This window comes from Microbacterium sp. NPDC091676, assembly GCF_044756645.1.
GTDB lineage: Bacteria > Actinomycetota > Actinomycetes > Actinomycetales > Microbacteriaceae > Microbacterium > Microbacterium paraoxydans_D.
In genome coordinates this window covers 757,138-783,232 of sequence record NZ_JBIVTI010000001.1, presented here as the reverse complement: position 1 = coordinate 783,232, position 26,095 = coordinate 757,138, and the positions used below count along the sequence as shown (strand labels likewise).

Annotated in this window: 31 protein-coding genes, 1 tRNA gene and 1 other RNA gene; 18 read left to right on the top strand and 15 right to left on the bottom strand. The window is 69.9% G+C overall.

Translation table 11 applies throughout. The features are described 5' to 3' along the window. The first annotated feature begins 30 nt into the window (after positions 1-30). Together ACIQID_RS04020 and dapF are read left to right on the top strand one after the other, a co-directional pair. Positions 31-579, top strand: coding sequence for a dihydrofolate reductase family protein (locus tag ACIQID_RS04020; protein WP_400282190.1), 549 nt, complete (start codon positions 31-33; stop codon positions 577-579). A gap of 9 nt (positions 580-588) precedes the next feature. Beyond that, on the top strand, positions 589-1,461 hold the full coding sequence (dapF, locus tag ACIQID_RS04015; protein WP_312672879.1) for a diaminopimelate epimerase: 873 nt from the start codon (positions 589-591) through the stop codon (positions 1,459-1,461). A 21-nt stretch (positions 1,462-1,482) separates the two neighbouring features. Here the strand turns inward: dapF and ACIQID_RS04010 are convergent, their stop codons facing one another. Continuing rightward, the gene (locus ACIQID_RS04010; protein ID WP_312672878.1) at positions 1,483-2,124 is read right to left on the bottom strand and encodes a methyltransferase; all 642 of its coding nucleotides are present in this window, start codon (positions 2,122-2,124) and stop codon (positions 1,483-1,485) included. Between the two features lie 66 nt (positions 2,125-2,190). Here ACIQID_RS04010 and hflX point away from each other — a divergent pair, with 66 nt between their 5' ends. Beyond that, complete coding sequence (gene hflX / locus ACIQID_RS04005) at positions 2,191-3,702, top strand: GTPase HflX (RefSeq protein WP_312672877.1); 1,512 nt, start codon at positions 2,191-2,193, stop codon at positions 3,700-3,702. Positions 3,703-3,712: 10 nt separating this feature from the next. Here hflX and ACIQID_RS04000 read toward each other — a convergent pair whose 3' ends face one another. Then, positions 3,713-4,375: an SIMPL domain-containing protein gene (locus ACIQID_RS04000; RefSeq protein ID WP_400282185.1), complete on the bottom strand. Its 663-nt coding sequence runs from the start codon at positions 4,373-4,375 to the stop codon at positions 3,713-3,715. A gap of 139 nt (positions 4,376-4,514) precedes the next feature. On the opposite strand from ACIQID_RS04000, the gene ssrA reads away from it, so the two are divergent. Then, positions 4,515-4,884: a transfer-messenger RNA gene (gene ssrA / locus ACIQID_RS03995) on the top strand. Between the two features lie 128 nt (positions 4,885-5,012). Next, a complete protein-coding gene (locus ACIQID_RS03990) occupies positions 5,013-5,522 on the top strand; it encodes a hypothetical protein (RefSeq protein ID WP_400282182.1) in 510 nt (169 codons plus the stop codon). Positions 5,523-5,549: 27 nt separating this feature from the next. On the opposite strand, the gene ACIQID_RS03985 is transcribed toward ACIQID_RS03990, so the two are convergent. Further along, on the bottom strand, positions 5,550-5,894 hold the full coding sequence (locus ACIQID_RS03985; protein WP_312672815.1) for a hypothetical protein: 345 nt from the start codon (positions 5,892-5,894) through the stop codon (positions 5,550-5,552). A gap of 213 nt (positions 5,895-6,107) precedes the next feature. Between ACIQID_RS03985 and ACIQID_RS03980 the strand changes: the two genes are divergently transcribed. Together ACIQID_RS03980 and ACIQID_RS03975 are read left to right on the top strand one after the other, a co-directional pair. After that, complete coding sequence (locus tag ACIQID_RS03980; RefSeq protein ID WP_312672813.1) at positions 6,108-6,335, top strand: DUF2188 domain-containing protein; 228 nt, start codon at positions 6,108-6,110, stop codon at positions 6,333-6,335. A gap of 362 nt (positions 6,336-6,697) precedes the next feature. Beyond that, positions 6,698-7,012, top strand: a complete 315-nt coding sequence (locus ACIQID_RS03975) for a hypothetical protein (RefSeq protein ID WP_071328444.1) — start codon at positions 6,698-6,700, stop codon at positions 7,010-7,012. Between the two features lie 57 nt (positions 7,013-7,069). Here the strand turns inward: ACIQID_RS03975 and ACIQID_RS03970 are convergent, their stop codons facing one another. From ACIQID_RS03970 to ACIQID_RS03960, 3 genes are all read right to left on the bottom strand, one after another. Beyond that, on the bottom strand, positions 7,070-7,246 hold the full coding sequence (locus ACIQID_RS03970; protein ID WP_158698530.1) for a hypothetical protein: 177 nt from the start codon (positions 7,244-7,246) through the stop codon (positions 7,070-7,072). A gap of 90 nt (positions 7,247-7,336) precedes the next feature. Continuing rightward, positions 7,337-7,888, bottom strand: a complete 552-nt coding sequence (locus ACIQID_RS03965) for a hypothetical protein (protein ID WP_400282175.1) — start codon at positions 7,886-7,888, stop codon at positions 7,337-7,339. A 15-nt stretch (positions 7,889-7,903) separates the two neighbouring features. Then, positions 7,904-8,701 (bottom strand): inositol monophosphatase family protein, encoded by a 798-nt coding sequence (locus tag ACIQID_RS03960; protein WP_400282172.1) that lies wholly within the window; start codon positions 8,699-8,701, stop codon positions 7,904-7,906. A gap of 155 nt (positions 8,702-8,856) precedes the next feature. Here ACIQID_RS03960 and ACIQID_RS03955 point away from each other — a divergent pair. Continuing rightward, a tRNA-Lys gene (locus tag ACIQID_RS03955) sits at positions 8,857-8,929 on the top strand. Positions 8,930-9,121: 192 nt separating this feature from the next. On the opposite strand, the gene ACIQID_RS03950 is transcribed toward ACIQID_RS03955, so the two are convergent. The 8 genes from ACIQID_RS03950 to ACIQID_RS03915 all read right to left on the bottom strand — a co-directional run bounded on the left by ACIQID_RS03950 (position 9,122) and on the right by ACIQID_RS03915 (position 14,010). Next, positions 9,122-9,397, bottom strand: coding sequence for a hypothetical protein (locus tag ACIQID_RS03950; protein ID WP_312672801.1), 276 nt, complete (start codon positions 9,395-9,397; stop codon positions 9,122-9,124). Between the two features lie 29 nt (positions 9,398-9,426). Next, positions 9,427-9,678: a hypothetical protein gene (locus ACIQID_RS03945; RefSeq protein ID WP_268776421.1), complete on the bottom strand. Its 252-nt coding sequence runs from the start codon at positions 9,676-9,678 to the stop codon at positions 9,427-9,429. 81 nt (positions 9,679-9,759) lie between these two features. After that, the gene (locus ACIQID_RS03940) at positions 9,760-10,101 is read right to left on the bottom strand and encodes an ATP-dependent DNA ligase (RefSeq protein ID WP_187663908.1); all 342 of its coding nucleotides are present in this window, start codon (positions 10,099-10,101) and stop codon (positions 9,760-9,762) included. A 144-nt stretch (positions 10,102-10,245) separates the two neighbouring features. Next, a complete protein-coding gene (locus ACIQID_RS03935; protein WP_400282167.1) occupies positions 10,246-10,938 on the bottom strand; it encodes an SOS response-associated peptidase in 693 nt (230 codons plus the stop codon). 82 nt (positions 10,939-11,020) lie between these two features. Further along, on the bottom strand, positions 11,021-11,503 hold the full coding sequence (locus ACIQID_RS03930) for a YbaK/EbsC family protein (protein WP_400282164.1): 483 nt from the start codon (positions 11,501-11,503) through the stop codon (positions 11,021-11,023). Between the two features lie 22 nt (positions 11,504-11,525). Further along, positions 11,526-12,764, bottom strand: coding sequence for an MFS transporter (locus tag ACIQID_RS03925; protein WP_312672796.1), 1,239 nt, complete (start codon positions 12,762-12,764; stop codon positions 11,526-11,528). Further along, the gene (locus tag ACIQID_RS03920; RefSeq protein WP_331202725.1) at positions 12,761-13,198 is read right to left on the bottom strand and encodes a MarR family transcriptional regulator; all 438 of its coding nucleotides are present in this window, start codon (positions 13,196-13,198) and stop codon (positions 12,761-12,763) included. The genes ACIQID_RS03925 and ACIQID_RS03920 overlap by 4 nt, the downstream gene beginning before the upstream one ends. Positions 13,199-13,233: 35 nt before the next feature. Continuing rightward, positions 13,234-14,010 (bottom strand): IclR family transcriptional regulator, encoded by a 777-nt coding sequence (locus ACIQID_RS03915; RefSeq protein WP_400285652.1) that lies wholly within the window; start codon positions 14,008-14,010, stop codon positions 13,234-13,236. A gap of 115 nt (positions 14,011-14,125) precedes the next feature. Between ACIQID_RS03915 and ACIQID_RS03910 the strand changes: the two genes are divergently transcribed. From ACIQID_RS03910 to ACIQID_RS03900, 3 genes are read left to right on the top strand one after another with little or no spacing between them, the layout of a single operon-like run. After that, on the top strand, positions 14,126-14,899 hold the full coding sequence (locus ACIQID_RS03910; protein WP_400282159.1) for a CoA transferase subunit A: 774 nt from the start codon (positions 14,126-14,128) through the stop codon (positions 14,897-14,899). A gap of 1 nt (position 14,900) precedes the next feature. Next, positions 14,901-15,569, top strand: coding sequence for a CoA transferase subunit B (locus tag ACIQID_RS03905; RefSeq protein WP_331202728.1), 669 nt, complete (start codon positions 14,901-14,903; stop codon positions 15,567-15,569). Beyond that, on the top strand, positions 15,562-16,746 hold the full coding sequence (locus tag ACIQID_RS03900) for an acetyl-CoA C-acetyltransferase (RefSeq protein WP_400282156.1): 1,185 nt from the start codon (positions 15,562-15,564) through the stop codon (positions 16,744-16,746). The genes ACIQID_RS03905 and ACIQID_RS03900 overlap by 8 nt, the downstream gene beginning before the upstream one ends. A gap of 21 nt (positions 16,747-16,767) precedes the next feature. Here ACIQID_RS03900 and ACIQID_RS03895 read toward each other — a convergent pair whose 3' ends face one another. After that, positions 16,768-17,067: a hypothetical protein gene (locus ACIQID_RS03895; protein WP_025103262.1), complete on the bottom strand. Its 300-nt coding sequence runs from the start codon at positions 17,065-17,067 to the stop codon at positions 16,768-16,770. Positions 17,068-17,274: 207 nt separating this feature from the next. Between ACIQID_RS03895 and ACIQID_RS03890 the strand changes: the two genes are divergently transcribed. From ACIQID_RS03890 to ilvC, 7 genes are all read left to right on the top strand, one after another. Next, complete coding sequence (locus tag ACIQID_RS03890; RefSeq protein WP_331202730.1) at positions 17,275-18,531, top strand: MFS transporter; 1,257 nt, start codon at positions 17,275-17,277, stop codon at positions 18,529-18,531. Positions 18,532-18,596: 65 nt separating this feature from the next. Then, positions 18,597-20,003 (top strand): trehalose-6-phosphate synthase, encoded by a 1,407-nt coding sequence (locus ACIQID_RS03885; RefSeq protein ID WP_312672787.1) that lies wholly within the window; start codon positions 18,597-18,599, stop codon positions 20,001-20,003. 44 nt (positions 20,004-20,047) lie between these two features. After that, positions 20,048-20,845, top strand: a complete 798-nt coding sequence (gene otsB / locus ACIQID_RS03880; protein ID WP_400282151.1) for a trehalose-phosphatase — start codon at positions 20,048-20,050, stop codon at positions 20,843-20,845. 9 nt (positions 20,846-20,854) lie between these two features. Next, positions 20,855-22,573, top strand: a complete 1,719-nt coding sequence (gene ilvD / locus ACIQID_RS03875) for a dihydroxy-acid dehydratase (protein WP_312672786.1) — start codon at positions 20,855-20,857, stop codon at positions 22,571-22,573. A 70-nt stretch (positions 22,574-22,643) separates the two neighbouring features. Beyond that, complete coding sequence (locus tag ACIQID_RS03870; protein ID WP_071328458.1) at positions 22,644-24,443, top strand: acetolactate synthase large subunit; 1,800 nt, start codon at positions 22,644-22,646, stop codon at positions 24,441-24,443. 3 nt (positions 24,444-24,446) lie between these two features. Next, a complete protein-coding gene (gene ilvN / locus ACIQID_RS03865) occupies positions 24,447-24,956 on the top strand; it encodes an acetolactate synthase small subunit (RefSeq protein ID WP_025103268.1) in 510 nt (169 codons plus the stop codon). 59 nt (positions 24,957-25,015) lie between these two features. Continuing rightward, positions 25,016-26,044: a ketol-acid reductoisomerase gene (gene ilvC, locus ACIQID_RS03860; protein ID WP_025103269.1), complete on the top strand. Its 1,029-nt coding sequence runs from the start codon at positions 25,016-25,018 to the stop codon at positions 26,042-26,044. Positions 26,045-26,095 lie beyond the last annotated feature (51 nt).

Below are 26,095 nucleotides of genomic sequence, written 5' to 3'. Positions count from 1 at the left end.
GATGTCGGTGGCCCGTGCGAGCATGCGCACATGGCCACTCATTACTTCACCGCGTCCAGCCTCGACGGCTTCATCGCCACCATCGAGCATTCCCTGGACTGGCTGCTGAGCCAGGACATCGATGAGGAAGGCCCGATGGCCTACCCGATCTTCGAGAAGAGGATCGGTGCGCTGGTGATGGGGGCGTCGACGTATGAGTGGGTCCTGCGTCATGAGGAAGGCCGCTGGGCGTACGAGCAGCCCACGTGGGTGCTCTCGCATCGTGATCTCGCGGTGCCGGAGGGGGCCGATGTCCGTGTGACGAGTGCCGACATCCGCGACGTGCACACGGCGATGCTCGACGCCGCGGGGGGCAAGGATCTCTGGGTGGTCGGCGGGGGAGACCTCGCCGGACAGTTCGCCGACGCGGGGCTGCTGGACGAGGTCTGGGTGCAGTACGCACCGGTGACGCTCGGGAGCGGGGCTCCGCTCTTGCCCCGGCGTCTCGACCTGGAGCTGATCGAGGTGGCCCGCAACCGCAGTTTCCTCTGCGGGCGCTACCGCGTCGCACGGCCGAGTGCAGGGCCTTCGGCTCCGTAGACTGGTTCCATGGTCGCATTCACCAAGGGGCACGGTACCGGCAACGATTTCATCATCATCGCCGACCCCGATGGCGGGCTGGAGCTGACCGCGGAGCAGGTCGCGGTGCTCTGCGACCGCCACTTCGGGATCGGTGCCGATGGCGTGCTGCGCGTCGTGCGATCGTCCGCGATCCCGGAGGGTGCAGCGGCCCTCGCCGAAGAGCCGAATGCCGAGTGGTTCATGGACTACCGCAACGCGGACGGCTCCATCGCGGAGATGTGCGGCAACGGGATCCGGGTCTTCGCCCACTACCTCGTCCGCTCGGGTCTCGCGGCGATCGAGCCCGGCAGCACGCTCCCGATCGGCACCAGAGCCGGCGTCCGTGACGTCACGCGCAGCGTGAGCGGCTATCAGGTCGACCTCGGAGCGTGGAAGCTGTCGGGAGACGACCCGCTGGTGCGCGCGGACGGGCTGACCGTCACCCGTCCGGGCCTGGGGATCGACGTCGGGAATCCGCACGTCGTGGTGGCACTCGCGTCCGACGCGGAGCTCGGGCTCCTCGAACTCACGCGCACACCCGAGCTGGAGCCGGCTCCGCCCGCGGGAGCCAACGTCGAGTTCGTGGTGCCCGGTGAGCCCCTCGTGCGCGACGGCATCGGGCACGTGCGGATGCGTGTGTTCGAGCGCGGGGTCGGCGAGACGCTGAGCTGCGGAACGGGCGTCGCCGCCACGGCTCTCGCTGTGCGTTACTGGGCCGGCGCCCAGGCCCCCGACAACTGGCAGGTCGAGGTTCCCGGCGGCACGCTCGGCGTCCGCATGTTCCCCGCCGAAGACGGGGAGCACGTCGCCCTGTCCGGACCGGCGCAGCTCGTCTATCAGGGCGAAGTCGATCTCGCCTGAGGTCGCCGACGGACGAGCCGCTCAGACGACGTCGATCGGCTCCGTCGGGGGCGTTCCGTGCTTTCTCACCTTGAGGATGCGGTAGCCCTTGCCGGTCGCCGTCCGGAAGACGCTGTAGCCCGGCTGGAAGGTCGCCGCGATCCAGCGCTGCAGGGAGTCGGCACCGAGGTTCCGCTGGACGACGAGCCACGCATCGCTGCGCTCGTCGAGTCTCGGGATCCACTTCTCGAGCAGACCGTGCAGCTCGTTTTTCCCGACCCTGATCGGAGGGTTGGACCGGATCGTGCGAAAGGTCACGTCGGCGGGAACATCTCCGGGCAGTGCGGCGTTGACATTGGTGAGGCCGAGGGCTGCGGCGTTGCGTCGCACGAGGTCCAGAGCCCGCTCGTTCACGTCGACCGCCCAGATGGTCGCGTGGGGCGAGGCCAGCGCCATCGACAGGGAGATCGGCCCCCACCCGCTGCCGAGGTCGAGAAGGTGACCTCCGGGTGGAACGGGAGGCATGTTGGCGAGGAGCACTGCGGTGCCGGCGTCGAGTCGATCCGGGCTGAAGACGCCACCCGCGGTGGTCACTTCGAGCTCACGGCCTGCCAGGGATACGCGGATCTTGCGCAGGTGCTCGGGGCTAGCCGGGGCCGCAGTGAAGTAGTGGTCGGACCCCATACGGTGAGCGTACCGGACGGCGCGGGCTAAGGTTAAGGCTCGCGAGGAAACCAGAGACAGGAACGGATGACGGAGACGAAGACACCCTCCACCGACGACCAGACGGTCGACCGCGTGCTGGCGAACGCAGAGAAGCGCTCGGAGGTGCGGACGTTCGGCGCCGCGCAGGCGCTCCAGGACGAAGCCACCGCCGCGCACTCGACGGCGGACGGCGCCCAGTGGGACCTCGAGGATCGGCACGCGCTGCGGCGTGTGGGCGGTCTGTCGACGGAGCTCGAAGATGTCACCGAGGTCGAGTACCGCCAGCTGCGACTCGAGAACGTCGTCCTGGTCGGCGTGTACCCGCAGGGTGCCCAGGAGGACGCGGAGAACTCCTTGCGCGAGCTCGCCGCACTTGCGGAGACGGCAGGCGCCGTCGTGCTCGACGGCGTCCTGCAGCGCCGTCCGCACCCGGACGCCGCGACCTATCTCGGACGCGGCAAAGCGCAGGAGCTGAAGGACATCGTCGCGGCCGTGGGCGCTGACACCGTCATCGCCGACACCGAACTGGCCCCCAGCCAGCGACGCGCGCTCGAAGACGTCGTGAAGGTGAAGGTCATCGACCGGACCACCGTGATCCTCGACATCTTCAGCCAGCACGCCAAGAGCCGCGAGGGCAAGGCCCAGGTCGAGCTCGCGCAGCTCGAGTACCTGCTGCCGCGCCTGCGCGGTTGGGGTGAGTCGATGAGCCGTCAGGCCGGTGGACAGGTCGGCGCCGGTGGCGCGGGCATGGGCTCGCGCGGTCCCGGTGAGACCAAGATCGAACTCGACCGCCGACGGATCCGGACGAAGATGGCCCTCCTGCGCAAGCAGATCCGCGACTTCGCCCCCGCGCGCGAGGCGAAGCGGGCCGAACGCAAGCGGAACACCATCCCCTCCGTCGCGATCGCCGGGTACACGAACGCCGGGAAGTCGAGTCTGCTCAACGCTCTGACGAGTGCGGGTGTGCTCGTGGAGAACGCGCTGTTCGCGACCCTCGATGCGACCGTCCGTCGGTCGGAGACAGAAGACGGCCGCGTGTACACGCTGACCGACACGGTCGGATTCGTGCGCAACCTGCCGCATCAGCTCGTCGAAGCCTTCCGCTCCACGCTGGAGGAGGTCGGCGACGCCGACGTCGTCCTGCACGTGGTCGACGGGTCGCACCCCGACCCGGCGGGCCAGCTGCAGACGGTCCGTGACGTGATGGGCGATGTCGGCGTGCGCGACATGCCCGAGATCGTCGTCTTCAACAAGGCCGACCTCATCCCGGAGGACGAGCGGCTCGTGCTGCGCGGCCTGGAGCCCCGGGCACACTTCGTGTCGTCGCGCTCCGGAGAGGGCATCGTCGAACTCCGCGCGGCGATCGAAGAGGCCCTGCCGAAGCCGGCCGTGGAGCTCCACGCCGTGATCCCGTATGACCGCGGCGACCTCGTCGCGGCGATCCACGAGACCGGGATGCTGTTGTCGGTCGAGCATCGGGAGGCGGGTACCGCCGTCCACGCGCACGTGTCCGAGCGCCTCGCCGCCGATCTCGCGGACTTCGTCGTCAGCGACTGACGGCGAAGGCTCAGCGAGCGAGGAAGCGCGCCTCGACGGTCGCCGTGAGGACGATGTCCTGCGGCTCGTACTCCATGGCCGGCGCGGTGTCGGCCGCGAAGGCGACGGCACCCCGCGCCTTGCCCAGCGGCGTGCCGGACGACGGCGCAGCGGAGAGCAGGCCCATGTCGGCGATCTCCAGGGGCGTCACCTCGGCGAGGCCGAGCGCGGTGGCGTACGCCTCTGCTCTCGTCACCGCGACGCCGACCGCCTGTGCAGCGACCTCGCGCTCCACCCGGACGCGGGTCTCGGGGGTGAGGTGCCAATCGACCCCGCCGATCTCGACACCGTCCCACGCGGAGACGTCGGAGATCCAGAGCGAGAGTTCCGAGGCCTCCGTGAAGGTCGCGGTCACGTCGATGCTCGCGTAGTACACCGGGGCGAGACGCTTGCCCTCGGCGTTCCACGGGCGCTCGGCACGCACCGAGAGGCGCGTGCTGCTCCAGTCGAGGGCGGTGCCGGCGTCCACGCGTCCCACGATGCTGCTGCGGACCGGCTCGGCCAGGCGCATGACGTGATCGACGACGGTCGCTCGTTCCGGGCCCTCGGCACGCACCGTGACATGCACGGTGGCCCGCTCCGGCGCCAGTCGGGCTTCGTGTTCGCCGCGGACGGTGACTGTCACATCGCTCATGGGGCGACTCTACGCGACGGGCACGGCGGCGGGAATGGCGGCGGAGGCGCAGACGTTGTAGTCTGTGATGCTCGGGCGCTCGTCGTCCGAGTCTGACAATTCCACAGCGTGACAGCGGCTCCTTCGAGAGAAGGACCACGGGGCTGATCGGTTTCGACAGCGCCTGTGAATCCACGAGAAGCGGGCCGAGGATGCAGAGTTATCTCGTAAACGCTCTCTGCAAAACAATAGTTGCCGAAACCAAGCGCAACGACTTCGCCCTCGCTGCCTAAGCGAGCCCGATAGTCCGTCAGACCGTATGTGATTCCGATACGGATCCTGGCGTCATCTAGGAATCTTGCTGCGTGACGGCGTCTGGACGTCACGTGGGACTCTTCCCAGGCTGGGCTCGTCGACTTAGGTGTCTGTGACAAAGGTCGGAGCCGAGCAGAACGCTTCCACAGACTGCGCCCGGAGAAGGCGTGGAGACTCAGCGTTGGACGGGGGTTCGATTCCCCCCAGCTCCACCAGGTCGCTGTCACACAGAACGAGGCCCGCCTCCCCGGTGATCACCAGGGAGGCGGGCCTCGTTCGTATCCGGGGAAGGGGCGGCCGAGACCCCGCGGGGTCGGTTCATCGAGCTGGCTACGATGGGAGGATGTCGTCCGCACTCAACCCCTCTGCGCGGACTCGGCGGCGCCGCACCGGCTGGCTCATCGCGGCGATCGCGGTGGTGGTGGCAGGGGTGCTCCTCCTCGCCGCAGCGTGGGTGCTGGGCCGGCGGGGGGACCTCGCCACCAACGTGACCATCGCGCTGAGTTACGTCGGCGACGACGGGCGGACGTACTCGTGCACGTACGACTACAGGACCCCGCACCGCGCGCCGATGCCCCCCGAGATCGCGGAAGAGATGAACGGCCGCGACTGGTCCCAGACGGGCCAGCTCATCTACGAATGGGCGAAGACCCATCCGGCCGAATCCTGGACCACAGAGGACGAGCTTCCCGCGGACGACCCCGGATCGACCAGAGCGGACAGCTCGTGGGCCCTCGCACTCGACCGCTACATCACCTTCCCGCCGTGGACGGTCGAGACCCAGGACGGGCCCGAGTACGCGCTGTGGTGGGAAGCCCGCCAGGGAAGCAACTGCGAAGACGGTCTGCGATAGGCTCCGCGGCGCTGTGACCGCGATCCTCTACGCGGTCACCCAGCGGACGCCGTCGGCATCGGGGGCGAAGCGGCGTCCGCCGTCCGCCTCCAGCTCCTCCATGAGCGGGACGATGACGCTCCACAGCGCCCAGTGCTCCGGAGTGCCTTCGCCGCCTTGCGCCTTCCCTTCCCACCGGGCGGAGGCCGGAAGGGGAGCGCGGAAGCCGAACCGGGTCCCTGTCGAGTCGGTGACCTCTGCGCTCAACGACCCCGCTCCGGCAGCCAGATCCGTCAGCGTGAACCCCTGAGGGACGATGAGCGTTCCGCGTGCGCGATCCCAGGCCTGACGGACAGCCGTCAGAAACGGCCCCGCGATGATGTCGGTCGTCATCTGAAGTCTCCTTCCCCGATCGGCGGGACAGCGCCCGCCCGTTCGACTCCCTCACCGCGATAATCGCAGGCGGAGGGACCGGATGTCTGTCCCCTCTTCGGGGGACGCGACCGCTGCGCGGTGCGCGTACGACCGAACCGGCGCGCGCGCAAGGGGGTCGGAGGCGACGGCGATCGCGCGGTACCAAGGGGGTTCACGACGAAGGGAGACGCCATGCCGAAGGGCGATGTCGACACGTTCCACCAGGAGGGTGGCTGGTTCAACCGCGTCCAGGGCGAGGTGAACACGTTCAGCGGGCCGCACGGCACGAAGGACGAGGCGGTCGCCGTCGGGCGTGAGACGGCTCGGGCGCGTCAGGTCGAGCACCTCATCCGACGGGAGGACGGCACGATCGGGGAGCGGAACAGCTACGGCAACGACCCGCGCGACGTTCGCGGCTGAGACCAGGCGCTCGTCACTCGTCCCCGGTGCTCGCCGGGAGCTCGTGATCCCCGGTCGTCCACGGTTCACCGGGCTCGGCGGGCGCGGGGCGCAGGATGGCATCGATTCGCCTGCGCACCTCCGCCACCTCCTCCTCGTTATCGGGGGCTTCGAGGGCACTGTTCGTCGTCTGCCGCATCGTCACCCCTGAGGATCGACTTCTCTCCCTACGTCACGTGCTTCATGGCCCGAGGGTAGGCTCGACATCCCGCCCGCCCTGACCCCTTGACGGAACGATTGCGGGGTGGGCGTCGCGTTCGCCGACCGGCGCTGCAGCACCGATACCGCTGGTCCTCGTCGCGCGCGAGGCCTACCATTCGCACATGGGGTTCATCATGTACGACAGCACGAGCCAGCTCCACATCGAGGACCGCGCGCTCGCGCACCTCAAGGTCGTGATCGCGACGAAGCTCCGGCGCAACGAGAGCTTCACGGTGTCGTGGACCCACCCCGAGGGCGACGCATACGGACGCTCCACCATCTGGCTGCACCCGTCGATCCCGCTGCGCTTCACCTTCGAAGGGCGGGAGCCGCCGAAGCTGAATCCGAAGTGGATCGACGACCTCATGCAGTCGGCGAACTCGACCGGAGGCATCACGCTCGTCGACGAGATCGTCCAGAGCTCGACGACGGAGTGACAGCGCAGGAGCCCCACCTCGTGCGAGGCGGGGCTCCTGTCATCGCGGACAGCGGGCTCAGTGCGAGCGGTCGGGGTCCTCGGCGAGCACGTCGTCGCCGTCGTCATCCGATCCGTCCGTGGGCGGAACGGTGCGCGGCTCGCCCTTGTTGTCCTCGGCGCCGAGGTTGTCGTTCTCCTCGGGGCCGGGGGAGGGCTCGGTGCTGATGTCGTTGCGGTCGCTGTCGTTACCCATGGGCGTTCCTTTCCTCGGATACCCCCAGCCTCGTCGATCCTCGGCCGCAGGCCCAGCCGCTTGACACCGCGGGCCGGATGGTGTGCGCCGTCAGCTCTGTCCCTCGATGAGGAGGAGCCCCTGCTTCGTGTCGGCGACCTTCACCCAGCCATCGCCGAAGAGGTAGGTCATGCCGTACCCGTCTTCGTCCGTGCTCATGGCGAACTGCGGGTCTTCGGTGACGTACACGCCCTGCGCGTCTTCCTCGCTCCGCCACCCCTCGTCCTCGAGGCCCGCCTGTGCGCGCTCCGCATCGGCGGTGGAGACGAGGGACCAGCCGTACATCTGACCATGGTCCGAGGGGACGCTGAAGTCGGCCCAGAAGCAGAGGAGTCCCTGTGACAGCTCGACGCCTCCGACGCGGAACTCCCGTGGCTCGGCCGTCCACCCGGCGTCGGTGAGGGCCGCGACGGTGCCTTCGGAGATCATGGACTCGCACGTCAGCTCGTCGCCGCCCGGCGCCGTGGTCGCGCCGGCGTCTGCGGTGGGCGTCACGGAGCCCTGTGACGATGACGGACCGGGCGCGCCTCCGCCGGTGCACGCGGTGAGGATCGTCCCCGCGAGCACGAGACCGGTCAGGATCGCGAGTCGTCGGGTGGTCATCGTGGCCTCGGAGAGTCAGTCGTGCAGGAGACGGAGGAAGTCGTCGTGAAGGGTGCCGTTGGTAGCGAGCGTCGAGCGCGCGGAGATCGTCTCGGAGCCGTCGAACGCGGTCATGCGTCCGCCCGCCTCCTGGACGATCGCCACGGCCGCCGCGATGTCGTATTCCTTCACATCGAATTCGGCGACCGCCTCCAGCCGTCCCTCGGCGAGGAGCATGTAGGCGTAGACGTCGCCGTACGCCCGATCGCGCCAGACACGCTCGCTCAGGCGCAGCAGGGCATCCAGCTGTCCGGCGTCGCGCCACTGCGCGATGCTCTGGAAACTCACGCTGGCATCGTCCAGCGAGGAGACGGTCGAGGTGGCGAGACGTCGCTCGGTGCGGTCGCTCACCGTCCACGCGCCGTGTCCTGCGGCGGCCCACCAGCGCCGCCCGAGGGCGGGCATGCTGACCACGCCGACACGGGGCACGCCATCGATCGCCAGGGCGATCATCGTCCCCCACAGCGGGACACCGCGGAGGAAGTTCGCGGTGCCGTCGATCGGGTCGATGATCCACTGCCGCGCGGTGCCGCCCTGAGCCCCGAACTCTTCGCCGAAGATGCCGTCGTCGGGGCGCTCCTCCTCCAGGATGCGGCGGATCGCGCGCTCCGTGGCCAGGTCGGCGTCGGTCACGTGCGAGCGGTCCGCCTTGGTGGAGATCTCCAGATCGGCGGCGTCGAAGCGGGGGAGGGACTGGGCGTCCGCAGCATCGGCGAGGCGAAGGGCGAGCTGGAGGTCGGCGCGCAGGTCGGCGGCGTCGGGAGTGGCGGTCACGCTCTCAGGATAGTCGTCGCCCCGACCGCCCCCGCAGAGACCATCGGCCAGGATCGGCGGGCGAAACGCCCGGGCCACGCCCGGGCCGCGGCGGATTTCGTGTCGGCGCCAACCGCTGGTAATGTAATTCCTCGGTCGGGGTTATCCCGGGCCACGCACCTCTAGCTCAATCGGCAGAGCAACTGACTCTTAATCAGTGGGTTCAGGGTTCAAGTCCCTGGGGGTGCACGGAACAAGCCTCGGAGATCTCGCCATCTCCGGGGCTTTTTCTCTGCCCGTTCCGGTGCCGGCTCGCCCGGGCGGGATCGAAATCGTGCCCCGGGCGGCCAGGGAAGGCACAGTTTCGCACCCGCAGCGGAACGGACGCGACGGTGCGCGATGCGAGATCGGGAACGCGTGGCCGGCGGGCGGGGTCGCGGGTCAGGCGCGGCGTACCGAGAGCAGCTGCCAGCCCTCAGGGACCTTCGCCTCGATGCCCGCCATGTCGTCGGCCTCGATCTGCTCGACGCCGTCGACGCGCTGGAACGTTCCCGTCGCCTCCATCTTCGCCTCGCCCTTGAGCATGCGCACCGGGGCGGACGTCAGCGCGTAACCCGGCTCGCGGTGAGCATCGAGCTGGGTGCGGACGTCTTCGAGGGATGTGCCGGAGACGTCGACGGTCATGGATCCCCGGGGGCGGATGAGAGCGACGAGCATCCGTCCAGTCTACGAGCGGGCCGTGCTCCTCAGAGATCCCAGTCGAGCGTCGAACGGACGTCGATGGGGGCATCCTGCCCCGTGTCCTCGCGGATCAGGTAGACGACCACCCGGGATTGGGCGGTGATGAGCACGCTCGTCAGCGCATCGCCCGTCGCCAGGTCGACGAAGGTAGGTTGCGAGCGGGCAGCCGCTTCGATCCGAGACATGAGGTCCGCGACGTCCGTGCTGCGAGGCAGGAGGAAGTCGTGCCCATCGATCTCGATGTGCGTCGTCGTCATTCCCGTATGGTTCCCCATGGCTCCACGGTACGAAGGGACAGGACCGATGCGAAGGGGGGTTGAACCCGCTCTGTCGGCGTGTTAGGAGCGCGTGAGAGCGCTCTCGCGCTCGTCCGGCTGCTGCTGCTCTGCAGGCTCAGGGACGAGATACAGCCCGCTCGGGGCGTTCGCCGTGAATGCGAGAGCCTCGATCCAGGCGCGGTTCACGCTGGGCTGCCGGCTGCCGTGGTACTTGTACACGAGCGAGCTGCCGGCATGGATCCAGACCGTCGTCCGGCCGCCGCCCATGCTGACGTCGTCCTTCCACGTGAAGCCGAAGGGCTCGCCACGGCGGAGCTTCGCGGTCATGACCAGCTGGATGTGAGTGAGAGCGCGGTCTTCGATGTCGACCTTGACGCTGTTCTCGTAGATGAATTTGCCCATTGCAAGATTCCCTTCTCGCCACGGGAACCTGTGCCAAGAGGCGCGGACGAGATGACCGCTGGTGTGGGGTGTGCTCAGCGTTTCACACTTCTGCCCTATCTCCTACCCGACCGGGTGTCGTGCGTCGTCGCGTGTCTCCCCGTTTCAGGCCACCGGATCGAGAAGCGTGGGATCGGAGGGGTCCACGGTGCGGGTGTTGCTCACCTTGCGGTCCACGACGTAGCCGTGCAGCGTCGCGGCGACATCGGCGGAGGTGTGATCGAGCATCGCCAGCGTGTCGAGCTTGGTCTGCCCGGTGAGCTTCTCCGGTGTGAGCCAGGCGTCCCAGGTGTCGGGGGTCAGGAACGCGGGCATCCGGTTGTGCACCTCGCCGCCGGCGTCTCGCGCCTCCCGGGTGACGACGACGAAGCAGCGCACCTTCTCACCCTCGTGCTCCATCGACCATGTGAGCCCGGCAGCGGCGAGCAGGCCGTCCCCGTGGAGGAAATGCGGCGTCTTGTGCCCCTTCTCTCCCGTCCATTCGAAGTACCCGCGCATCGGTACAAGGCAGCGCGCCGCGGAGAACGCCGGTGCCCAGAAGCCGGCGGCGAGCTTCTCCATCCGGGCATTGATCAGCGGAGCGCGCTGCGGGCGGTTGGGGGGACTCTGCCAGTCCCACCTCACGAGTTCGAGGATGCGGCCCTCGCCGCGGTCGCGGACGATGGGGGCGCTTTCGGTGGGGGCGATCGAGTACGCGCCGTGCCAGGACTTCCACCAGTCCTCCGGTCGGCCGCCCTCGGCGACGAACTCCCGGATCAGCTCGTCCGTCGTCGCATCGTTCGCGAATCGTCCGCACATGTCATCGCCTCCGTCTCGCCGGTCGCTCGCGCCGCGGCCCGCATCGCCTCCATCATGAGGCACGGCGCCGACATCCGGGGCGTCAGACGACGTCGATCACGGTGCCGGCGGTCAGATCCGACAGCTGGGCGAAGGTCAGCGGCATGACGGTGTGCGGGTGGCCCGCCGCCGCCCAGACCACGTCGTACGCCTGCAGCGCGCTGTCGATGAAGGTGGGGAGCGGCGCGGGGTGGCCGACGGGCGCCACCCCGCCGATCGCCTGCCCGGTGGCGTCGCGCACGGTGGCAGGCGGTGCCATGACGACCTCGCTCGCCCCCACGCTTCGCGCCAGGACGGCGAGGTCCGCCCGGTGCCCGCCACTGGTCATGACGAGGACGGGCCGACCGTCGGCGAGGAAGACGAGGCTGTTGGCGATCGCGGCGACGTCGCAGCCGATGGCGGAGGCGGCCTCCGCGGCGGTGCGTGCGGAGTCGGGAAGGACCCGGATATCCGTCTCCACGCCGGCCGCGTGGAGGTGGTCCTGCACCCGTCGGCTGCGCTCGGGGAGGGGAGGAGCGTCGGTCATGTCCCCACGGTAGCCGAGGGGGTCAGCCGGCGTCACCGACGAGGATCGCCGCCGCGTCCTCGGCGGTCGCATCGGCCGGCTCGTCGTCGATGTGCGCGAGGACCTTCCGGCCGAGAAGGATCGTCAGCGCGGCCAGCAGGACGGCGGCGGCGGCGAAGAGGTACGGCACGGTGGCGCTGAACAGGTGCCACAGCAGCGCCGCGATCGGCGGGGCCATCGCGCCGCCGAGGAAGCGGACCGCGGAGTAGGCCGAGGAGGCCACCGAGCGGGGGAGGTCGGTCGCCTCCATGACGGCCTCGGTCAGCACGGTGTTCATCACACCGAGGAGCAGGCCGCCCACGATGATGCACACCACGAGGGCAGCCGGCTCGGCGACGACGAGTCCCGCGACCACGAGGTCGACGGCGAGCAGGGGCAGCACGGTGAGGATCACGTGCGTCCTCGGCATCCGGCGCATCAGCACCGGCGCGACCCACACGCTGGTGATCGCGAGGGCGACGCCCCAGCCGAAGAACGTCAGGCCGATGCCCATCGCTCCGAAGCCCAGGGGGAAGGGCGAGAACGCGAGCAGCACGAAGAAGCCGATGTTGTAGAACAGGGCGGCCACGGCGAGGATCGCGAGCGCGGGACGGCGCAGGGCCGTGAAAGGCGCGGAGAACTTCACCGGCGTGCGCTTCTCGCCCGGACCCCGCAGCAGCACGAGCACGGCGATGAAGGCGATGGCCATCAGGGCCACGACGCCGAAGAACGGTCCTCGCCAGCTCTGCTCGCCGAGGATGCCGCCGAGCAGCGGACCCACGGCGATGCCGAGGCCGAGAGCCGCCTCGTACAGCACGATGGCCGCGCTGCTGCCGCCGGATGCGGCGCCGACGATCGTGGCCAGCGCGGTCGAGATGAACAGCGCGTTGCCCAGCCCCCAGCCGGCACGGAACCCGATGACCGCGTCGACGCTGCCGCTGATCGCGCAGAGGAAGGCGAACACGACGATCAGGCCGAGACCGACGAGGAGGGTGGCCTTGGCGCCGATCCGGCTGGAGATCCAGCTCGTGACGAGCATCGCGAGGCCGGTGACCAGGAGGTAGCTGGTGAACAGCAGTTCCGTCTCGACCGGCGTGGCCTCGAGCGACTCCGCGATCGCCGGGAGGATCGGGTCGACGAGCCCGATCCCCATGAAGGCGACGACGCACGCGAAGGCGACGGCCCACACCTGGGCGGGCTGCCTCCAGACCGAGGGGGCGGGTGTTGCGGGGGCGGTGTTCAACGGATGTCTCCTGTCCGATCTGCGGAGGTGCGGGCGGCGAGGATCTCGGCCGCACGGGTGAGGGCCTGCCAGTCGTCGTCGTCGAGGTCGGCGAACCGCGGTGCGATCGTCTCCCGGAACTCGGAGCGCCAGGCGGCCAGGGCCGCCGTGCCGTCGGGAGTCGCGGCGACGACGGTGGCACGGGAATCGTCGGGGTCGGGGGAGCGGCGGACGAGGCCCTCGCGTTCGAGGGTGCCGAGCAGCCGGGTCATCCCGGGCTGCGTCGTGCGGGCCGCCGCGGCGAGCTCGCCGACGCGACGGGGACCCGACTGGTCGAGCAGGCTGAGCACCCGCCATTGCGCGGCGGGCGCCTCGTTCCCCGCGTCCTGGGCGGCGATGCGACCCAGCGCGTAGCCCGAGAGGACGAGCGACGGGATGACCTCGGAGCGATTCATACCAGAAAGTATATACCGGCTGGTATGTATCGGGGTCACCGTCGAGCGTGCGCGATCCTCGCCGAGAGCTGGTGGGCGTGCGCGAGGAGGATCCGGCCGAGCTCGGCCTGACGCTCCGGGCCGAAGCGGAAGGCGACACCGGTGAGGCTGAGCGCCCACTCCGGGCGTCCGGCGCGGTCGAACACCGCCGCGCCGAGGCCCCAGCTCCCCTCGACGATCAGGCCGGGGTTGACGGCGAACCCGCGTTCCTTCGTCTCGGCGAGGCGCTTCCGCAGCGGGCGCTCGCCATGAGCGCGTCCCCAGTTCTCGACGAGTTCCGGATGGCGCTCCAGATAGGCATCCACATCGTGGTCGGGGAGGAAGGCGAGGATCGCGAGGCCGGCGCTCGCCACGCCGAGCGGGAAGCGCACCCCCTCGCTCAGCACGAACGAGCGGATGGGGAACGAACCCTCTTCCCGCAGCAGGCAGACCGTCTCGTCCGCGCGCCGGACGGAGAAGAATGCGCTCTCCTCAGTCTTCACGGCGAGCGACCGCACGATGTCCCTGGCCAGGGCTGTCACGTCGTAACGGGCGGCAGCCACCGACCCCATGAGGAAGAGCTCGGGGCCCGGCATCCAGCGGCTGCTGTCCGCGTCGCGGTCGACGAGCCCCTCCGCGCGCAGGGCGCTGAGCAGGCGATGCGTGGTGGGCCGGGACAGCCCGGCGCGTGCCGCGAGCTCCTGCAGGGTGGCCCCGTCGGTGCCGGCGGCCGTCACCAGCCGCAGGAGACGCGCAGCCCGCGCGACGGCCTGAGTGCCGGGGACGGGGTTCATCGCAGTGTCCACATCGTGGACGCTAGTAGTGCGGGCGTCCACATCGCAAGAGGGCGCTGGCCGTGACGCCGCCGGGGCGGGAGGCTGGAGGGGACACGGAACCGAAGGAGCAGACGTGATCGACAAGCAATGGGAATCCGCGGAGGCCGCTGTGGCCGACATCCCGGACGGCGCTTCGCTCGCCGTCGGAGGCTTCGGACTCTCCGGGAACCCGATCGCGCTCATCGAAGCGCTCCTCGTGCAGGGCACGACCGACCTGAGCGTCGTCAGCAACAACTGCGGAGTGGACGACTGGGGACTCGGCATCCTGCTCGCCGCCCAGCGCATCCGGAAGATGACCTCGTCGTACGTCGGGGAGAACAAGGAGTTCGAGCGGCAGTTCCTGTCCGGGGAGCTCGAGCTGGAGCTCACGCCTCAGGGCACCCTCGCCGAGAAGCTGCGGGCGGGAGGATCCGGAATCGCCGCGTTCTTCACCCAGACGGGCGTCGGCACCCAGGTCGCCGAGGGGGGTCTTCCTCGCCGGTACCACTCCGATGGCTCGATCGCGGTGGCCTCGCCGCCCAAGGACGTGCGCACGTTCGCCGTGCACGGTCAGCCCCGCGAGTTCGTGCTGGAGGAGGCGATCACCACCGACTTCGCCCTGGTGCACGCGGCCCGCGGCGACCGGCACGGCAACCTGGTGTTCACGAAGGCCGCGCGGAACTTCAACCCCCTCGCCGCGATGGCCGGCCGCGTGTGCATCGCGCAGGTCGAGCGGCTCGTCGAGCCCGGCGAGCTCGACCCGGACACGATCCACCTCCCCGGGGTCTTCGTGCACCGGATCGTCGAGGTGGGTGCGGACATCCCCAAGCGCATCGAGCGGCGCACCGTCGCCGCGGAAGGAGCCTGACATGGCGCTCACGAGAGATCAGATGGCCGCGCGCGCGGCGGTCGAGCTGCCCGACGGCGCGTACGTGAACCTGGGCATCGGCCTGCCCACGCTCGTCCCCAACCACGTCCCGTCCGACGTGACCGTGGTGCTGCAGTCGGAGAACGGCATCCTCGGGGTCGGGCCGTACCCCCGGGAGGACGAGGTCGATCCGGATCTCATCAACGCGGGGAAGGAGACGGTGACCACGCTCCCCGGAGCGGCGTTCTTCGACTCCGCCCTCAGCTTCGGCATGATCCGTGGCGGGAAGATCGATGCCGCGATCCTCGGGGCGATGCAGGTCTCCGCCACGGGCGATCTCGCGAACTGGATGATCCCCGGCAAGATGGTCAAGGGTCCAGGGGGCGCGATGGACCTCGTGCACGGCGCCGGACGGGTGATCGTGCTGATGGAGCACGTCGCGAAGGACGGCTCGGCGAAGATCGTCGACGCCTGCACGCTGCCGTTGACCGGACGCGGCGTCGTGGACCGGATCATCACGGACCTCGCGGTGATCGACGTGACGCCGGACGGGCTGGTCCTGGTCGAGCTCGCCCCCGACGTCACGGTGGAGCAGGTGCGGCAGGCCACGGAGCCGCCCCTCCGCCTCGCCCCGGAACTGGACAACGGAAGGACCGAGAGCAATGAGTGAGAACGATGTCGTCATCGTCGCCGCGGCACGCACGCCGCAGGGACGGCTGAAGGGGCAGCTCGCCGCGTTCACGGCACCGCAGCTGGGGTCGTTCGCGATCCGCGGTGCCCTGGAGCAGGGCGGAGTGGACCCGGAGGACGTCGACGCGGTCATCGTGGGACAGGTGCTCGCCGCCGGATCCGGTCAGAACGCCGCCCGTCAGGCGGCCATCGGCGCCGGGATCGGCTGGGACGTCCCTGCCCACTCCGTGAACAAGGTGTGTCTGTCCGGGCTCACCGCCGTGATCGATGCGGCGCGCATGATCCGGACCGGGGACGCGGAGGTCGTCGTCGCCGCCGGCATGGAGTCCATGACCCGCGCACCCCACCTGCTCATGGGATCGCGCGATGGCTGGACCTACGGCACCGTCGAGGTCCTCGACCATATGGCCTACGACGGGCTGACGGATGCCTACGACCGGGAGAGCATGGGCGCGTCGACGGAGCGCCACAACGCGCGGTACGAGCTCACCAGAGAGATGCAGGACCGGGTCGCGGCTCTCTCGCATCAGCGGGCCGCCGCCGCGCAGGAGAGCGGTGTGCTGGACGCGGAGATCGTCGCCGTCGAGGTGCCGCAGCGCCGGGGCGAACCCGTGCGGGTGACCAGGGACGAAGGGGTGCGCCCCGAGACCACCGTGGAGACCTTGGCGGGACTGCGAGCCGCCTTCGCCGAGGGCGGCTCGATCACGGCGGGCAACTCGTCCCAGATCTCGGACGGCGCCTCCGCTGTGGTCGTCACGACGCGGGCGACCGCCGAGGCCAAGGGCTGGCCGGTGCTCGTGACCGTCGGCGCGAGTGGCCAGACCGCCGGTCCGGACAACTCGCTCCAGGCGCAGCCCGCCCGAGCGATCGAGCAGGCGTGCCGGAAACAGGGGATCACCCCGCAGGACCTCGATCTCGTGGAGATCAACGAGGCGTTCGGGGCGGTGGTCGCCCGCTCGCAGACCGAGCTCGGGCTGGACGGCGACATCGTCAACGTGCACGGCGGCGGCATCGCGATCGGTCATCCGATCGGTGCCTCCGGCAACCGTCTCGTGGTGCACGTCGCGCAGGAGTTGGCCCGCCGAGGTGGCGGAACCGCGGCGGTCGGCCTGTGCGGCGGCGGCGGTCAGGGCGAGGCACTCATCCTCACGCGCTGACGCGGGAGGCGCGGGGGTGCGTCAGGACCGCTTGTCCTGGGCGTGCCCCTGCGCGTCGGCGAGGGCCTTCTGCGACCGGAACTGCAGACGCTGCGCCTTCTTGGACTTCTTCACCGACTGCGGGGAGTCGGCGTCCACGGGCACGCCGTGGCGTTCGCGGCGCATGTCGACGACCGCGCCGACCGCGAGCGCCATCGTGATGCCCCAGCTCACCCACGACAGGAGCGAGCGCCAGGTGATGGGTTCGTTGCGGGTGCCGCGCAGCAGCGAGATCCCAGCCGAGATCGCGGCGACGAGTCCGGTGCTGAAGAGGTAGCGCATGCCCCTACGGTACCCGCAGCCGGGGTGCGCGGGCCGGAGCCTTGACAAGCCGGGGGAGAGGCTGGCAGGGCGCCCGCCCAGGGGCACCGGATATCATGGGAGGGTCGCGGTTCGCCCGCGGCCGCAGAAACCGTGTATCTACCGGCCGTCGGCGTCTCCGGCGGACAGCGGCGGCACCCGACATCGCGTCGTCGACGCGCGAGAGCCATGACACACGCCAGCACCACTCCCGATACCGCCGAGCCGAGCCTCTTCCGCCTCGCCGGCCTGCCCTACTTCCTCATCGCGTTCATCGCGCGACTGCCCTTCGCCATGATGGTCGTCGGCGTGCTGACCGTCGTCGTCTCGGCCCGCGGGTCGCTCTCGCTCGGCGGGCTCACCTCCGCCGCCGTCGGGCTCGGCACCGCCTGCTTCGGCCCGCTGCTGGGCGCCGCCGCCGACCGCTTCGGGCAGCGCACGGTCCTCCTCGCGCTCGCCGTGGGCAACACCGCGATGCTCCTGCTGTTCACGGCGGTCGTCTACGGCCCGGCCGCCGACGGGTTCGTGCTCCTCGCCGCGATCGGCATCGGGGCGACGGCGCCGCAGGTGGCGCCGCTCTCGCGCTCCCGCCTGGTGACGATCATCGGCGAGCGGATGCCGGCGGAGCGCCGCGCCCGCACCGTCTCCGGCACGATGGCGTACGAGTCCGCCGCCGACGAGACCGTCTTCGTCTTCGGGCCCTTCCTCGTGGGCGTGCTCGCCTCGGCGCTCGCACCGTGGGCACCGCTGGTCGGCGCCGCCGCGCTGACCCTGGTGTTCGTCGGGGCCTTCGCGCTGCACCCGAGTGGGCGACACGTCTCCCCGGACCGCACCGACGACGGTCGGGCGCCGTCGGCCGTGTCCGAGCTGTTCCGGCCGCAGCTCCTCATCGTCGTCCTCGGCATCCTCGGCGTCGGCATCTTCTTCGGCACGATGCTCACCTCGCTCACGTCCTTCATGGCCGATCGCGGCGCCCCGGAGCAGGCAGGCCTGCTGTACGGAGTGATGGGCGTCGGATCCGCGCTGCTGGCCCTCGGCGTCGCCTGGCTCCCCGCCCGGTTCTCGCTGCGTGCCCGCTGGCTGGTCTTCTCCGGAGTGCTGCTCGCCGGATCGCTGCTCCTGGGCGTCGTCGACTCCCCGGCGGGCATGGTGCTGGCCCTGGCGATCATGGGCATCGGCATCGGGCCGACGCTCGTCACCCAGTACAGCTTCGGCGCCGCTCGAAGCCCCCGTGGCCGGTCGGCGACGGTGATGACGATGCTCGGCTCCGGCGTGATCGTCGGCCAGTCGATCGGCGCCGCGGTGGCGGGGGAGATCGCGGAGAGCCTCGGCACCTCCGCCGCCCTGGTCCTCCCGATGATCGCGGCCGGCATCGCGTTCGCGGCGGGCCTCGGGAACTGGGCCCTCAGCGGTGTGCACCGCGCGACCTCCGCTGTCAAGGCCTGAGGGAGGACCGGCGGTCGGCGCGCATCCTCGATAGGTTGGAAGCTACTGGACCGAGGAGTGCCCCTGTGACCGCTGCTGATTTCGTCGTCGTCGCCAACCGCCTCCCGGTGGACCGGGTCGTGGGCCCCGACGGCGAGGAGACGTGGCGGACGTCGCCCGGCGGCCTCGTCGCCGCCCTCGAGCCCATGATGCGCCGCGTGCACGGCGCCTGGGTCGGCTGGCCCGGTCAGCCGGACGTGGAGCTCGAGGCCTTCGACGCCGACGGCATCCATCTCATCCCGGTGGCGTTGAGCTCCGAGGACGTCGCGGACTACTACGAGGGCTTCGCCAACGACACCATCTGGCCGCTCTACCACGACGTCATCGCGCCGCCGCAGTACCACCGCGAGTGGTGGGACGCGTACGTACGGGTCAACCGTCGCTTCGCGGAGGCCGCCGCGGCCGCCGCCGCCCAGGACGGTACCGTCTGGGTCCACGACTATCAGCTCCAGCTCGTGCCGCAGATGGTCCGCGAGCTGCGCCCCGACGTCACGATCGGCTACTTCCACCACATCCCCTTCCCGGCGCACGGCCTGTACGCGCAGCTCCCGTGGCGTGACCAGGTGCTCCGTGGGCTGCTCGGCGCCGACGTCATCGGCTTCCAGCGGGCACAGGATGCGACCTACTTCCTCACCGCCGTACGGCGGCGGCTGCGGTACGAGGTGAAGGGGTCCAGCATCACGGTCCCCGATCAGGGCGGCTCGCGGACCGCCATCGCGAAGGCGTTCCCGATCTCCATCGACACCGCCCCGTACCTCGAACTGGCCGCCAGGGAGGACGTCCGGGCGCGAGCCGCGGAGATCCGCGCGAGTCTCGGCAACCCCAAGCGCATCCTCCTGGGCGTCGACCGCCTGGACTACACCAAGGGCATCGGGCACCGGATCAAGGCGTACGGCGAGCTCCTCGAAGACGGCCGCCTGGACGTGGAGGACGTCACCCTCATCCAGGTGGCCAGCCCGAGCCGGGAGCGGGTGGACGCCTACGCGCACCTCCGGGACGAGATCGAGCTCGCGGTGGCCCGCATCAACGGCGACCACGACACGGTCGGCCACTCCGCGATCCGCTACCTGCATCAGGGGTACCCGCGCGAGGAGATGGTCGCGCTGTACCTCGCGGCGGACGTCATGCTCGTCACGGCGCTGCGCGACGGCATGAACCTCGTCGCAAAGGAGTACATCGCCACCCGGACCGACAACCGCGGTGTGCTGGTGCTCAGCGAGTTCACCGGCGCGGCGGACGAGCTCCGTCAGGCGGTGCGCGTCAACCCGCACGACATCGCCGGCCTCAAGGACGCCATCATGGAGGCGGTGGAGATGTCGCCCGCCGAGCAGGGACGCCGGATGCGATCCCTGCGGCGACGGGTGCTGGACAACGACGTGAACGCCTGGTCGTCGTCCTTCCTCCAGGCTCTGGCGGACGTCCGCAACCGCTGAGCGCCCTCCCTGCACACCCTTCCTCTTCCCCGATCGGAGACACCGTGACGCGCCCCTGGATCCCCGGAACCGCCGACGCCGACCTCACCGCCCTCGCGACGACGCCGCGCCTGGTGGTCGCCCTCGACTTCGACGGCACCGCCTCTCCGCTCGTGGTGGACCCCATGGCCGCGCGCGCGCTGCCGGAGGTCGCCGCGCAGATGGACCGCCTCGCCGCGATGCCGGACACGGTCGTCGCCTACGTCTCCGGGCGCAGCATGCACGACCTCCGGGAGATCACCGAGCACACCGATGATTCCGTCGTCGTGCTCGCCGGCTCCCACGGTGCGCAGTACTGGTTCCCCGGCGAGGGGGCCGCCGACGCCCCGGGCGATGCGACCGAGACCGGGGCGCGGGAGGAGCTGTGGGCCGCTGCGCAGCCGATCATCGACCGCTACGAGGGGGCGGAGCTGGAGCCCAAGACGTTCGGCATGGGCGTGCACACCCGCCGCGCGGACCGGGACACCGAGGAGAAGGTCTTCGCCGAGATCGATGCCCTCGTCGCCCAGCGCTTCCCGCAGTGGCGGCGGCGTGCCGGCCACCGGGTGCTGGAGTTCTCGTCGCGGAACGAGGGCAAGGACGCCGCGATGATCGCCCTCCGGGAGCGCTTCGACGCCACCGGGATCCTCTTCGCCGGCGACGACGTGACCGACGAGGACGCGATGCGCGTGCTGCAGGAAGGCGACCTCGGCGTGCGTGTCGGACCGGGGGAGAGCGCCGCGACCCTCCGTGTGGACTCTCCACAACAGATCGCCGCGCTTCTGGAGACGCTCGCGAACGAGAGGGCCGTCGCGCAGGAATAGACTCTCGTCATGTCCTCGCATGATCCCTCCGCCAGCGCGCCCATCGACATCAAGCCCCGCAGTCGCGTCGTCACCGACGGCATCGAGGCCACGACCTCCCGCGGCATGCTCCGCGCCGTCGGCATGGGTGACGCCGACTGGGACAAGCCGCAGATCGGCATCGCGTCCAGCTGGAACGAGATCACGCCCTGCAACCTGAGCCTCGACCGACTTGCTCAGGGGGCGAAGGAGGGCGTGCACTCCGGCGGCGGGTACCCGCTGCAGTTCGGGACCATCTCCGTCTCCGACGGCATCTCGATGGGTCACGAGGGGATGCACTTCTCGCTCGTCTCCCGCGAGGTCATCGCCGACTCGGTCGAGACCGTGATGATGGCCGAGCGCCTGGACGGCTCCGTCCTGCTCGCAGGCTGCGACAAGTCGATCCCCGGCATGCTCATGGCCAGCGCCCGTCTCGACCTGTCGAGCGTCTTCCTCTACGCCGGGTCGATCGCGCCGGGCTGGGTCAAGCTCTCCGACGGCACCGAGAAGGACGTCACGATCATCGACTCGTTCGAGGCGGTCGGCGCCTGCCGTGCCGGCCTCATGAGCGAGGAAGACCTCAAGCGCATCGAGTGCGCCATCGCGCCCGGTGAGGGCGCGTGCGGCGGCATGTACACCGCCAACACCATGGCCTCCGTCGCCGAGGCGCTCGGGCTCAGCCTGCCGGGCTCCGCCGCGCCGCCCGCCGCCGACCGCCGTCGCGACTACTTCGCGCACCGCTCGGGCGAGGCGGTCGTGAACCTGCTCCGCCAGGGGATCACCACACGCGACATCCTGACCAAGGAGGCGTTCGAGAACGCGATCGCCCTCGCGATGGCCCTCGGCGGCTCGACCAACGTCGTCCTCCACCTGCTCGCGATCGCCCGCGAGGCCGAGGTCGAGCTGAGCCTGCACGACTTCAACCGCATCGGCGACAAGGTCCCGCACGTGGCCGACATGAAGCCGTTCGGCAAGTACGTCATGAACGACGTCGACCGGCACGGCGGCATCCCCGTCATCATGAAGGCCATGCTCGACGAGGGCCTCCTGCACGGCGACGCGCTCACGGTCACCGGCAAGACGCTCGCCGAGAACCTCGCGGACCTCGACCCGCAGCCGATCGACGGCGAGGTCATCCACACCTTCGACAACCCGATCCACGCCACCGGCGGCCTGACGATCCTGCACGGCTCGCTCGCGCCGGAGGGCGCCGTGGTCAAGACCGCCGGCTTCGACGCGGCCGTATTCGAGGGCCCGGCCCGCGTGTTCGAGCGCGAGCGCGCGGCGATGGACGCGGTCGCCGAGGGCACCATCGAGCCGGGGACGGTCATCGTCATCCGGTACGAGGGCCCCAAGGGCGGACCGGGTATGCGCGAGATGCTCGCCATCACCGCGGCCATCAAGGGCGCGGGGCTCGGAAAAGATGTACTACTCTTGACGGACGGACGATTCTCAGGCGGCACAACCGGCCTGTGCATCGGCCACATAGCACCCGAAGCGGTGGACGCAGGTCCCATCGCCTTCGTGCGCGATGGTGATCTGATACGGGTCGATATCGCAGCTCGCTCTCTCGATCTACTCGTCGACGAGGCAGAGCTCGCCTCCCGCCGCTCTGGCTGGGAGCCGCTTCCCCCGCGCTACACCCGAGGCGTTCTTGCCAAGTACTCGCGCCTCGTGCGGTCCGCCGCCGAGGGAGCGACGACCGGCTGATCCATCGACCGGCTCAGCAACCGCTCGATCGGAGCGCCGGTGTCCCGCACAGTTCATCAGAAGGAAAGTCATGACTGCTGACTCCGTCTCGGCCGTGCCGAGGCCGCCCGCCCGTCCATCCGCTCCGGAGATCACCGGTGCGGAGGCCGTCGTCCGCTCGCTCGAGCTGCTCGGGGTCACGGACGTCTTCGGTCTTCCCGGCGGGGCGATCCTCCCGGTCTACGACCCGCTCATGGACGCCTCGCAGCTCCGCCACATCCTCGTGCGGCACGAGCAGGGCGCGGGCCACGCGGCCGAGGGCTATGCCTCCGCGTCCGGCAAGGTCGGGGTGTGCATCGCCACCTCCGGCCCCGGAGCGACCAACCTCGTCACGGCGATCGCCGACGCCTACATGGACTCGGTACCGCTGCTCGCGATCACCGGTCAGGTGTTCTCGACGCTGATGGGGACGGATGCGTTCCAGGAGGCCGACATCGTGGGGATCACGATGCCGATCACGAAGCACTCGTTCCTGGTGAAGGACGCCGCCGACATCCCCGGCGCCATCGCCGCGGCCTACGAGATCGCCGGCACCGGTCGCCCCGGTCCCGTGCTCGTCGACATCACCAAGGATGCGCAGCAGGCGACGGCGCCCTTCGTGTGGCCGCCGAAGATCGACCTCCCGGGGTACCGCCCGGTGACCAAGGCGCACGGCAAGCAGATCCAGGCGGCCGCCGCCCTCCTCGCGGAGGCGAAGAAGCCGGTGCTGTACGTGGGCGGCGGTGTCGTCCGCGGCCGCGCCGCGGCCGAGCTGCTCGAACTCGCCGAGTCGACCGGTGCGCCCGTCGTCACGACGCTGATGGCGCGCGGAGCCTTCCCCGACTCGCACCCGCAGCACCTGGGCATGCCCGGCATGCACGGTACCGTTCCCGCCGTGCTGGCGCTGCAGGAGGCCGACCTCCTCGTCTCGCTCGGCGCGCGGTTCGACGACCGGGTCACCGGCAAGGCCGCCCTGTTCGCGCCGAACGCGAAGGTCGTGCACGTGGACATCGACCCGGCGGAGATCTCCAAGATCCGCACGGCCGATGTGCCGATCGTGGGCGACGTGCGCGACGTGCTCACCGACCTCGACGCCGCCTTCCGCGGAGCGACGGCCGACGCGAAGCCCGACATCGAGGAGTGGTGGTCGTACCTCGACGGGCTCCGGAACGAGTTCCCGCTCGGGTACGCGCCGACGACCGACGGTCTGCTCGCGCCGCAGTACGTGATCCAGCGCATCGGCGAGCTCACCGGGCCGGAGGGCATCTTCGCCTCCGGTGTGGGGCAGCACCAGATGTGGGCCGCGCAGTTCATCAAGTACGAGCGCCCGAACGCCTGGCTGAACTCCGGCGGTGCGGGCACGATGGGCTACTCGGTGCCGGCGGCCATGGGCGCCAAGGTCGCGGAGCCGGAACGCCAGGTCTGGGCGATCGACGGCGACGGCTGCTTCCAGATGACCAATCAGGAGCTCGCCACCTGCGCGATCAACAACATCCCGATCAAGGTCGCGATCATCAACAACTCGTCGCTGGGCATGGTCCGGCAGTGGCAGACGCTCTTCTACGACGGCCGTCATTCCAACACCGACCTGAACACCGGGCACGGCACGATCCGCATCCCCGACTTCGTGAAGCTCGCGGAGGCGTACGGCTGCCTCGCGATCCGCGTGGAGAAGGAGGAGGAGGTCGACGCCGCCATCCAGCTCGCGCTGGAGACGAACGACCGCCCCGTGGTGATCGACTTCGTCGTGAGCGCCGACTCCATGGTGTGGCCGATGGTGCCGCAGGGGGTCAGCAACAGCTATGTCCAGTACGCGCGCGACCACGCGCCCGCGTTCGACGAGGAGGACTGAGCCATGTCGACCCACGTCCTGAGCCTGCTGGTGGAGAACACCCCCGGCCTTCTGACCCGCGTCGCCGGCCTGTTCGCGCGCCGGGGCTTCAACATCGACTCCCTCGCCGTCGGCGTGACCGAGGTGCCGGGCATCTCCCGCATCACGGTCGTCGTCGATGTGGAGGAGCTGCCGCTCGAGCAGGTGACCAAGCAGCTCAACAAGCTGATCAACGTCATCAAGATCGTCGAGCTCGACCCGGCGTCGTCCGTGCAGCGCGAGCACATGCTCGTGAAGGTGCGCACGGACAACGCCAGCCGCTCGAACGTGATCGAGGTCGTCAACCTCTTCCGCGCCTCGGTCGTCGACTACGCCGCCGATGCCCTCGTCATCGAGGTCACCGGAGACAAGGGCAAGGTCGAGGCGCTGCTGCGCGCTCTGGAGCCCTTCGGCATCAAGGAGATCGCCCAGTCCGGCCTCCTCGCGATCGGCCGCGGCGGCAAGAGCATCACCGAGCGCGTCCTGCGCGGCTGACCCTTCGACAGACTCTGGGACCGCGCGTCCCGCACAACCACAACCAAGGAGAGAAACCAGTGAGCACCGAGATCTTCTACGACGACGACGCCGACCTGTCCCTGATCCAGGGCAAGAAGGTCGCGATCGTCGGCTACGGCTCGCAGGGCCACGCCCACGCCCAGAACCTGCGCGACTCGGGTGTCGAGGTCGCGATCGCCCTCAAGGAGGGCTCGAAGTCCGCCGCGAAGGCCGAGGAGGCCGGCTTCCCCGTGAAGACCGTCGCCGAGGCGACCGAGTGGGCCGACGTCATCATGATCCTCGCGCCGGACCAGCACCAGCGCACGATCTACAGCGAGTCCATCGCCCCGAACCTGACGGCGGGCAAGACCCTGGCCTTCGCGCACGGCTTCAACATCCGCTTCGGCTACATCGACGCTCCCGAGGGCGTCGACGTGATCCTCGTCGCGCCGAAGGCTCCCGGCCACACCGTGCGCCGCGAGTTCGTCGCCGGTCGTGGTATCCCGGACATCATCGCCGTCGAGCGCGACGCGTCCGGCCAGGCCTGGGACCTCGCGCTGTCGTACGCGAAGGCAATCGGCGGCACCCGCGCCGGCGTCATCAAGACGACCTTCACCGAGGAGACCGAGACCGACCTGTTCGGCGAGCAGGCCGTGCTCTGCGGCGGCATGAGCCACCTGGTGCAGGCAGGCTTCGAGACCCTCGTCGAGGCGGGCTACCAGCCGCAGATCGCCTACTTCGAGGTGCTGCACGAGCTCAAGCTCATCGTCGACCTCATGTGGGAGGGCGGCATCGCCAAGCAGCGCTGGTCGATCTCCGACACCGCCGAGTTCGGCGACTACGTCTCCGGTCCGCGCGTGATCGACGAGCGCGTCAAGGAGAGCATGAAGGGCGTCCTGTCCGACATCCAGTCCGGCGCGTTCGCGAAGCGCTTCATCGAGGACCAGGACAACGGGGCCGAGGAGTTCCTCGCCCTCCGCGCCAAGGAGGAGCAGCACCCGATCGAGGCGACCGGCAAGGAGCTGCGTTCGCTCTTCGCATGGAAGCAGCAGGACGAAGACTACGTCGACGGCAGCGCCGCGCGCTGATTCGACTCGCGAAAGAACGGGCGTCCCTCCGGGGGCGCCCGTTCGGCGTTT

Bases quoted from the DNA above. Each gene is read 5' to 3' on its own strand.
- dapF (WP_312672879.1), top strand. From the start codon at position 589: ATGGTCGCATTCACCAAGGGGCACGGTACCGGCAACGATTTCATCATC.
- ACIQID_RS03980 (WP_312672813.1), top strand. From the start codon at position 6,108: ATGCCGAAGGGCGATGTCGACACGTTCCACCAGGAGGGTGGCTGGTTC.
- ilvD (WP_312672786.1), top strand. From the start codon at position 20,855: ATGTCCTCGCATGATCCCTCCGCCAGCGCGCCCATCGACATCAAGCCC.
- ACIQID_RS04010 (WP_312672878.1), bottom strand. From the start codon at position 2,124: ATGGGGTCCGACCACTACTTCACTGCGGCCCCGGCTAGCCCCGAGCAC.
- ACIQID_RS03945 (WP_268776421.1), bottom strand. From the start codon at position 9,678: ATGACGACGACGCACATCGAGATCGATGGGCACGACTTCCTCCTGCCT.
- hflX (WP_312672877.1), top strand. From the start codon at position 2,191: ATGACGGAGACGAAGACACCCTCCACCGACGACCAGACGGTCGACCGC.
- ACIQID_RS03905 (WP_331202728.1), top strand. From the start codon at position 14,901: ATGGCGCTCACGAGAGATCAGATGGCCGCGCGCGCGGCGGTCGAGCTG.
- ACIQID_RS04020 (WP_400282190.1), top strand. From the start codon at position 31: ATGGCCACTCATTACTTCACCGCGTCCAGCCTCGACGGCTTCATCGCC.
- ACIQID_RS03990 (WP_400282182.1), top strand. From the start codon at position 5,013: ATGTCGTCCGCACTCAACCCCTCTGCGCGGACTCGGCGGCGCCGCACC.
- ACIQID_RS03985 (WP_312672815.1), bottom strand. From the start codon at position 5,894: ATGACGACCGACATCATCGCGGGGCCGTTTCTGACGGCTGTCCGTCAG.
- ACIQID_RS03965 (WP_400282175.1), bottom strand. From the start codon at position 7,888: ATGACCACCCGACGACTCGCGATCCTGACCGGTCTCGTGCTCGCGGGG.
- ACIQID_RS03975 (WP_071328444.1), top strand. From the start codon at position 6,698: ATGGGGTTCATCATGTACGACAGCACGAGCCAGCTCCACATCGAGGAC.
- ACIQID_RS03890 (WP_331202730.1), top strand. From the start codon at position 17,275: ATGACACACGCCAGCACCACTCCCGATACCGCCGAGCCGAGCCTCTTC.
- ilvN (WP_025103268.1), top strand. From the start codon at position 24,447: ATGTCGACCCACGTCCTGAGCCTGCTGGTGGAGAACACCCCCGGCCTT.
- ACIQID_RS03900 (WP_400282156.1), top strand. From the start codon at position 15,562: ATGAGTGAGAACGATGTCGTCATCGTCGCCGCGGCACGCACGCCGCAG.
- ACIQID_RS04000 (WP_400282185.1), bottom strand. From the start codon at position 4,375: ATGAGCGATGTGACAGTCACCGTCCGCGGCGAACACGAAGCCCGACTG.
- ACIQID_RS03940 (WP_187663908.1), bottom strand. From the start codon at position 10,101: ATGGGCAAATTCATCTACGAGAACAGCGTCAAGGTCGACATCGAAGAC.
- ACIQID_RS03920 (WP_331202725.1), bottom strand. From the start codon at position 13,198: ATGAATCGCTCCGAGGTCATCCCGTCGCTCGTCCTCTCGGGCTACGCG.
- ACIQID_RS03930 (WP_400282164.1), bottom strand. From the start codon at position 11,503: ATGACCGACGCTCCTCCCCTCCCCGAGCGCAGCCGACGGGTGCAGGAC.
- ACIQID_RS03950 (WP_312672801.1), bottom strand. From the start codon at position 9,397: ATGCTCGTCGCTCTCATCCGCCCCCGGGGATCCATGACCGTCGACGTC.
- ACIQID_RS03915 (WP_400285652.1), bottom strand. From the start codon at position 14,010: ATGAACCCCGTCCCCGGCACTCAGGCCGTCGCGCGGGCTGCGCGTCTC.
- ACIQID_RS03895 (WP_025103262.1), bottom strand. From the start codon at position 17,067: ATGCGCTACCTCTTCAGCACCGGACTCGTCGCCGCGATCTCGGCTGGG.
- ACIQID_RS03970 (WP_158698530.1), bottom strand. From the start codon at position 7,246: ATGGGTAACGACAGCGACCGCAACGACATCAGCACCGAGCCCTCCCCC.
- ACIQID_RS03935 (WP_400282167.1), bottom strand. From the start codon at position 10,938: ATGTGCGGACGATTCGCGAACGATGCGACGACGGACGAGCTGATCCGG.
- ACIQID_RS03870 (WP_071328458.1), top strand. From the start codon at position 22,644: ATGACTGCTGACTCCGTCTCGGCCGTGCCGAGGCCGCCCGCCCGTCCA.